Below are 6,516 nucleotides of genomic sequence, written 5' to 3' on the forward strand. Positions count from 1 at the left end.
CATGCGCTTGAAACACGGCTCATGAGAATAAAGTTTTAAGAAAATGAAAAAACTACCAATGGGAGAGGCGGCATTCCGCCAAAGAGAACGAGTTCGCATGCAAAATGAAAAACTTAAGCTTGACACAATTAAGCGTAAACTTGCCGCCGGCAACATTTCGAGACTTACCGAAGCCAGGAAGAAGCAGATGCGGGAATATATTCGAACTAAAAGAGGTCAGCCAATTGATGATAAAATTGTCACCTTCCTTAACCTCACTCCAGAACAATTAGATAGGAAACGCAAAGATGAAAAGAACGAAAAGGCAAAGGCAAAGCGTTTAGCAGAAAGAGAAGCAGGGTTGCGTGTGGATAAGCGTAGGAAAGAACACATGACGTATACCCACCACAAAATATTTAATGCTAAGCCCAAACCACCACGCAAACCACAAACGGCCAAAGTGAAAAAGATGGGTAAAGTAGTTAAGGAGGCTAAGCCCATGAAAATAGTTAACAGCTCGCTGGATGGGAAGATCCCTTTGATCATCAGCCCTAAGCTTACTGTTTACATCAGACCTGATCAGGATGCTGAGGCTGTAAGAGCAAAATATTTAAACAGGTAAAACATTATGCAAAATTGCATAATTTGAATAAATAATATTACCTTTACCAAGCGGCCGTCACCCGAACTAAAGACATTCAAAATTCCATCCCTGTACATACTACCAGATCCCATTTGGTAATGCTTGACGGCCATTTTTGTACAGGGGTGGGTTTTGTTAAAAGAAACATTTTATGGAATTAATGAGACCTCATACCTGCGGTATCTGCGGAGCGCGGGATGAATCAAAATTCGTTTACTCAGGCCCACACATCAAACAGATATGTAATAGTTGTGGTAAATACGTAAAGTTTGTAGGAAAAAGTACTATTCCTGATGCAGGAGAAGTTCGGTTGCGTATATGGTCCATCACTCAGGATGTTGATTATATCGACGTGGCCAAGGGCTCATCAGGTTTTATAGAAGGCTTGACCGGCATTGATAAGAATATTGTTTACTGGAGATTATACCTCGAAATCAGAAAGATGGAGGCGGTTTCATGAGAACCCTGAACTACACACTTTGGGACTATCAGCAGCAATTTGTAAAAGATATGGCTATAGCTTCAAAAGAGCATCAGCACGTTATAGGACAATCTCCAGGTGGAACAGGTAAAACGAAAACTTTCGTTTACATCGGTACGCAGGTTTGCAATAAAGGTGGTGTAACACTTATACTTACCGAACGCAAAAATGTTTATGGTCAAAACCTTGACGAAGCCAAAGCAATCGGTATAAACGATAAAACTCCAAAATATATTCATATTAAGGAAGGCGAGTTTTATGTTGCTATGACGCAAACGTTAGAGGGAAGGCCATTGATCTACGAACAGTTCAACAAACTTAAATGCCCGGTTTACATTATTATTGATGAATGCCACAGCGGTCGTTACAGTAACCTTCTTAATAAATTAATACATGGAGTTCGTTTAGGTTTTACCGCAACACCCGATTTTCGTCAAGCTAAGCATTTACCATTGTTCTACAATCATTGTGTAACTACTCATCCAGTTCAATGGTTTATTGACAACAATATACTTTGTGATTACCAGCACATACAGCGAAAATCCGGCAAGGCAACTGATAAGCTGGAGAAAAGAAATGGAGAATTTACCGCCGCCAGTCAGCGAAAGTTTTTCGGTACTGAAGAACATTATCAGGAACTTTTCAACGACCTCAACAGCGAACCGTTCAATAAATGTATGATGTTTTGCGCATCAATCGAACATGCTGAAGAAGTTTATGAGCGCATGGTCAACGAGGGTTACAGATGCTCAATTAACCATAGCAAACGAAAGGATAGTGATTACCAGGTTGCGATGTTTAAAACACTTGATAAAACAAATATCATCATTACCGTTGGTAACATGACCACGGGTTTTGATTATCCGGAGGTTGATAGTATTGTGCTATACAGAGCAACGACCAGTCTAATCATATACCTTCAAATGTTGTTCCGTGCCGATAGGAAAAAGGAAGGCATGTTTTTTCGATGCTGGGATTATGGATCCAATTTCGATCGTCACAAATCTTATTTCTATCCTCATCCATGGGATAAAATGTGGAATGCTAAATTAAAAAAGAAAAAGGATGATTCTGTTACGCCAATGATATTATGCCCGAAATGTGAAAGCATGATCTTTATTGCCGCGAGAGTATGCAAATGGTGCGGCTATGAAATACCCGCAAAAGAAGTAATACCAGAAATTGGCATATCTCAAGATGTAACGAACAGGTTAGCACCTTTAGAAGGTAAGAGGCTTAGCGAACTAGAGCCCAAAGAATTAGCGCTATTTGCTAACCTTAAAAATAAAAAGCCATTGGCAGCCAGAGTAGCTAGGGCGCTTGAAGAGCAGCGAGAGGGTTATCTTAAAGATTACGGCAAAGCAATGGGTTACAAACAAAACTGGGCATACATTCAGAGAGAAATGGGCGGGGATTTACAATTTCAAGATTTTAGAATATGAGTACTTTATCACAAGTTTGGAGCCAGGTAGAAGATTTATTGGCTGATGGAGTTTCGCTTATACCGGTACGGGATAAGAAAGAAGGAGATCGTGAAGCCAAAACACCGTACAACCTTTGGAAGCAATATCAATCGAAAATTATAACAAAAGATGAGTTGTGGCGTGAAATGGAGGGGAGAAATACCACCGCCATCGCAATAATTTGTGGTAAAATAAGCGGTTACCTTGAGGTCATCGATGTTGATGTAAAGTACAAGGAAGGTGTAGCAGGTACTCTTTTCACTTTAATGGAAAAAGGTTTTCCCGAACTTTTCGCAAAACTAAGGATCCATAAAACTCCATCTGGTGGATATCATTTACTTTATCGTGTTGCTAATCCACCATCCGCTTTCCCTGGCAACGTTAAACTTGCGGGACGCTATGCTACTGAGGAGGAACTTGCGTTAAGACCTAAAAGCAAAACATATAACTTCCTTGAAACAAGAGGTGAGGCTGGTTATATTTTATGTCCGCCTTCTATGGGATATGGTGTTCATGCAGATAATGAAATACCATTAATAAGTTGGGATGATCGTTGCAATCTTATTAATATCTGCCGCTCATTAAATGAGCTTATTGAGGTTAAGTCAACAGTTAAGGCAAGCAAAAAGGAATTTGATTACTATTCAGAAAATCCATTTGATGATTTTAATAACCGCGGTGATATTGTTGAATTGCTAAATGCTTACGGATGGAAAAACCATATCAGTCACAGCGCAAAATATCTTTACTTCACCCGGCCCGATAAAGATAAGGGTGTGTCCGGTTCGTTCCATTCTGAGCATCGTGTTTTCTGGGCATTTACTAGCTCAACTGATTTTGATGAAAATAAAGGCTACAAACCAGTTGATGTGTTGCTCAAACTTCAATTTGCTGGCGATACAAAAAAATTATACAGGCATCTTGTTGATCTAGGTTTTGGCACTGTTAAGCCATCTATTGAGCAGCAGGTTGTTAAACATCAGGCATCAGCAAAGAAAGCATTGCCTAAAAACTTTTCAGTTGAAGCTCATGCAGAATATATCCGTGTAAGCGAACAACTGAAAGAAGATCATCCATACGATGTTTTTATCAAATACGATGTTGACGAGGAAAAATATACAGTTAGCAGGGAAGCATTAACCTATGTCTCCAAAATGCTTGGTTTTCGATACTTTGACGGTGACCTTGTCAAAATTGACGGATTCACCATTAAGCATGTTGATGAGCGGTATTATCAGGATGAAATGAAAGCCTATATACATGAAGAAGATGCTGATGAATATGAACATCTTTGCAATATCTACGAAAATTTCATTCAGAAAAACGGTAAGTTTACAATCCAGCGTTTGGCAAAACTTGACGAATCATTGGTTCTTACCGATGATAAGGATATTTGTTTTAAGTTCTACCAGAATGGGTATCTAACCATAACTGCAGACGATATATCTTTTAATGATTACGACGACTTTCCCTATTTGATTTGGGAACATAAAATACAACCTCGAAACTACAAAAAAGCTGAAGGAGGAAAATTTTTAGAATATCTAAGACTTGCCGTTAATGATTTTGAGCAGGCTAGTAAGGTAATGGGATATCTAAGCCATGAGTATAAAGATGAAACAACCGGTTTTATAATCGTGTTAACCGAACAATGTCCAGACCCAAAGCAGGGTGGTGGATCTGGTAAAAATGTTTTCTGTAATCTTTTGAAACTCACAACTACCTATACCAGTAAACCTGGTGCTCAAGCAAAGTTTGATGAGAAGTTTTTCCAATCATGGGACAGACAAAAGATATTTGGTATTTCCGATGTACCCAAAAATTTTGATTTTCTTTTCCTTAAAGAACCTGCTACAGGATCATTTATCTGGAAGAAATTATTCAAGGATGAGGTAGAGGTTGATGTGAAGGATGCGCCAAAATTCATAGTTCAAACCAACTATAGTTATGAATCATCAGATGGCGGACTAAAACGACGTATCATCCCATTAGAGTTTACTAACTTTTTTACACTTGCAGGAGGATTAGATGTGCATTTCGGTTGTCACTTCCCGAATGGATGGACAGAGGACGATTATGCAGGATTTGATACGTTTATCGCTAATTCAATTCAAAAGTGGATGCAGGGCGGTAACAAGCTTCACGCTGGAGAGTTAACTGATACAGGGTGGCTGAAACAGTGGGAGCAAACCTATGGTAACGCTACGCCATTCATTTTAGAATATTGGGATGAGTGGGTAATTAATGGTTATGTTACCAACGATGCTTTTAAAAGTAATATGGAATCCCATTTTAACGAAAATAATATCCAAAAGCATTTTTGGCCATCTTCAACTAAACTTAATGCAGCCATCATTGCCTACAGTGAAAAAAATGGAATGCACTTTAAAAAGGATGTACCTAAACGAATAGCCCACAAACTCACTAAGTGCAGGGTGTTTTTCAAAGATGGACATGAAACGGTGCAAGACGAAGAAACTCTACCATTTTAAAAAGAAAATGCTAAATTCGATTATGAAGATAAGAGAATTAAAAACAATTGCCAGGCCTAACGGAGAAGTACATCGTGAATATAATCATTTGAGAATCTTAAATATTGATTACTTTCTTGAGTCTACAAGTAATACTTATGAGCCATATCTATCTCCTTTTGCAATTTTGGCTGATTTGGAGTCGCAGGTGATGTTCGAGAACGATCCGCCTGAATCATTGCTCATTGGATATAAAGAAGATGGAGACTGCATATTTGAATTGGTATCTGTTGACCTTATCGAACACAATAGACGAACTGTAACTTATGAATTCATGACCACCATAAGCTAATCAAGTTTTTTACCATCGCCATCGAAAGTCGCTTTTAGCGGCTTTTTTTTGTAATCATTATTTTAATAATCGTTACACTTCGTAACAAAAAACGTAACACTAAAATCTGCTTTTATTTATGGATGAGGGTCATATTTATATTACTGTTACGGTTTTACGATTTTTTTTTAATTTAATATATATAGAAAATAAAAATTAATAGTAAGCAACTCTAAATAACTTAATAGATTATGATTTTATAATTTAATACATAATATTTATAATGCTGTAAAGGGATAAAAAAACCGTACAATCGTAACAATTGCCTTAAAACATATTTAAAGCCACTTTTCCTGTTACCGCTTTGTTACGCTTTTATTCATTTTTGCATATTTTGAATATTATTCGTATATTGTAACCACACATTAAAAGTATGCTTTCAGAACAACCATTAACCTTCACCTCTGAAGCGGCAATGCAGGCTGCTGTTTTTCAGTATTTCTGGAATAATCATCCGGTAACGCGTAGGAGAATTTTTCATGTTCCTAACGGAGGGAGCAGAAATAAGATAGAAGCAGTTCAATTAAGAGCGCAAGGTGTAGTCAAAGGAATAACTGATCTGATATGCTTGGGAGATAATGGATTCTTTGCTATTGAGCTAAAAGTAAATGGGGGCGTGGTATCAACCGAACAGAAAGAAATTCATTCGCTATGGCGTTCATTGGGTCATAAAGTTTATGTCTGCTGGTCCTACGAGGAAACCGTTGAGGTAATTAATAAGGAGTTCAACCTATGTTAAGTCAGGCGCAGATCGATTACTTCGACAACTTAACACCAGGTTCAATCATTCCCTTAACCAAATCGAAAGATCCGGAGTTGTTCAAACAAGCAGCATTCGATTACATCGATTTGTACGGACATTCAATTGGGTTTGTACAGGATTATACTGCAATCACCAAATACCCACCCATCCCATTAAAATTAGTAGAAATAAAAAATAATTGACAATTTTTATGCAATTATGCATAATTTGAATAACTTTGTAAATCAGCATTCAACGCTATGCACCAAGACATTATCATCGGGCGGGTATTCTCCCAAAACAATCCAGAGCAGGCAAGAGATATTGTCACTCAATTTCGTCGTAC

The 6,516-nt window shown here is 37.9% G+C and carries 7 protein-coding genes; all 7 read left to right on the top strand.

What is annotated here, in order from left to right; all coding sequences use genetic code 11:
- The first annotated feature begins 43 nt into the window (after positions 1-43).
- The 7 genes from ON09_RS21485 (at position 44) to ON09_RS21515 (ending at position 6,373) form a co-directional block, all read left to right on the top strand.
- Entirely contained in the window at positions 44-601 is a 558-nt protein-coding gene (locus ON09_RS21485; RefSeq protein ID WP_010603133.1) for a hypothetical protein, read from the top strand.
- Between the two features lie 181 nt (positions 602-782).
- Positions 783-1,082: a hypothetical protein gene (locus tag ON09_RS21490; protein WP_157259046.1), complete on the top strand. Its 300-nt coding sequence runs from the start codon at positions 783-785 to the stop codon at positions 1,080-1,082.
- Complete coding sequence (locus ON09_RS21495; RefSeq protein WP_010603135.1) at positions 1,079-2,545, top strand: DEAD/DEAH box helicase; 1,467 nt, start codon at positions 1,079-1,081, stop codon at positions 2,543-2,545. Before ON09_RS21490 ends, ON09_RS21495 begins: the two co-directional genes overlap by 4 nt.
- Complete coding sequence (locus tag ON09_RS21500) at positions 2,542-5,058, top strand: bifunctional DNA primase/polymerase (RefSeq protein WP_010603136.1); 2,517 nt, start codon at positions 2,542-2,544, stop codon at positions 5,056-5,058. The genes ON09_RS21495 and ON09_RS21500 overlap by 4 nt, the downstream gene beginning before the upstream one ends.
- Positions 5,059-5,080: 22 nt before the next feature.
- Entirely contained in the window at positions 5,081-5,389 is a 309-nt protein-coding gene (locus tag ON09_RS21505; protein ID WP_010603137.1) for a hypothetical protein, read from the top strand.
- Between the two features lie 412 nt (positions 5,390-5,801).
- The gene (locus tag ON09_RS21510; protein WP_010603138.1) at positions 5,802-6,167 is read left to right on the top strand and encodes a VRR-NUC domain-containing protein; all 366 of its coding nucleotides are present in this window, start codon (positions 5,802-5,804) and stop codon (positions 6,165-6,167) included.
- The gene (locus ON09_RS21515; RefSeq protein WP_010603139.1) at positions 6,161-6,373 is read left to right on the top strand and encodes a hypothetical protein; all 213 of its coding nucleotides are present in this window, start codon (positions 6,161-6,163) and stop codon (positions 6,371-6,373) included. The genes ON09_RS21510 and ON09_RS21515 overlap by 7 nt, the downstream gene beginning before the upstream one ends.
- Positions 6,374-6,516: the final 143 nt, after the last annotated feature.

Source organism: Pedobacter agri PB92 (assembly GCF_000258495.1).
Taxonomy (GTDB): Bacteria; Bacteroidota; Bacteroidia; order Sphingobacteriales; family Sphingobacteriaceae; genus Pedobacter; species Pedobacter agri.

Bases quoted from the DNA above. Each gene is read 5' to 3' on its own strand.
- ON09_RS21485 (WP_010603133.1), top strand. From the start codon at position 44: ATGAAAAAACTACCAATGGGAGAGGCGGCATTCCGCCAAAGAGAACGA.
- ON09_RS21490 (WP_157259046.1), top strand. From the start codon at position 783: ATGAGACCTCATACCTGCGGTATCTGCGGAGCGCGGGATGAATCAAAA.
- ON09_RS21495 (WP_010603135.1), top strand. From the start codon at position 1,079: ATGAGAACCCTGAACTACACACTTTGGGACTATCAGCAGCAATTTGTA.
- ON09_RS21500 (WP_010603136.1), top strand. From the start codon at position 2,542: ATGAGTACTTTATCACAAGTTTGGAGCCAGGTAGAAGATTTATTGGCT.
- ON09_RS21505 (WP_010603137.1), top strand. From the start codon at position 5,081: ATGAAGATAAGAGAATTAAAAACAATTGCCAGGCCTAACGGAGAAGTA.
- ON09_RS21510 (WP_010603138.1), top strand. From the start codon at position 5,802: ATGCTTTCAGAACAACCATTAACCTTCACCTCTGAAGCGGCAATGCAG.
- ON09_RS21515 (WP_010603139.1), top strand. From the start codon at position 6,161: ATGTTAAGTCAGGCGCAGATCGATTACTTCGACAACTTAACACCAGGT.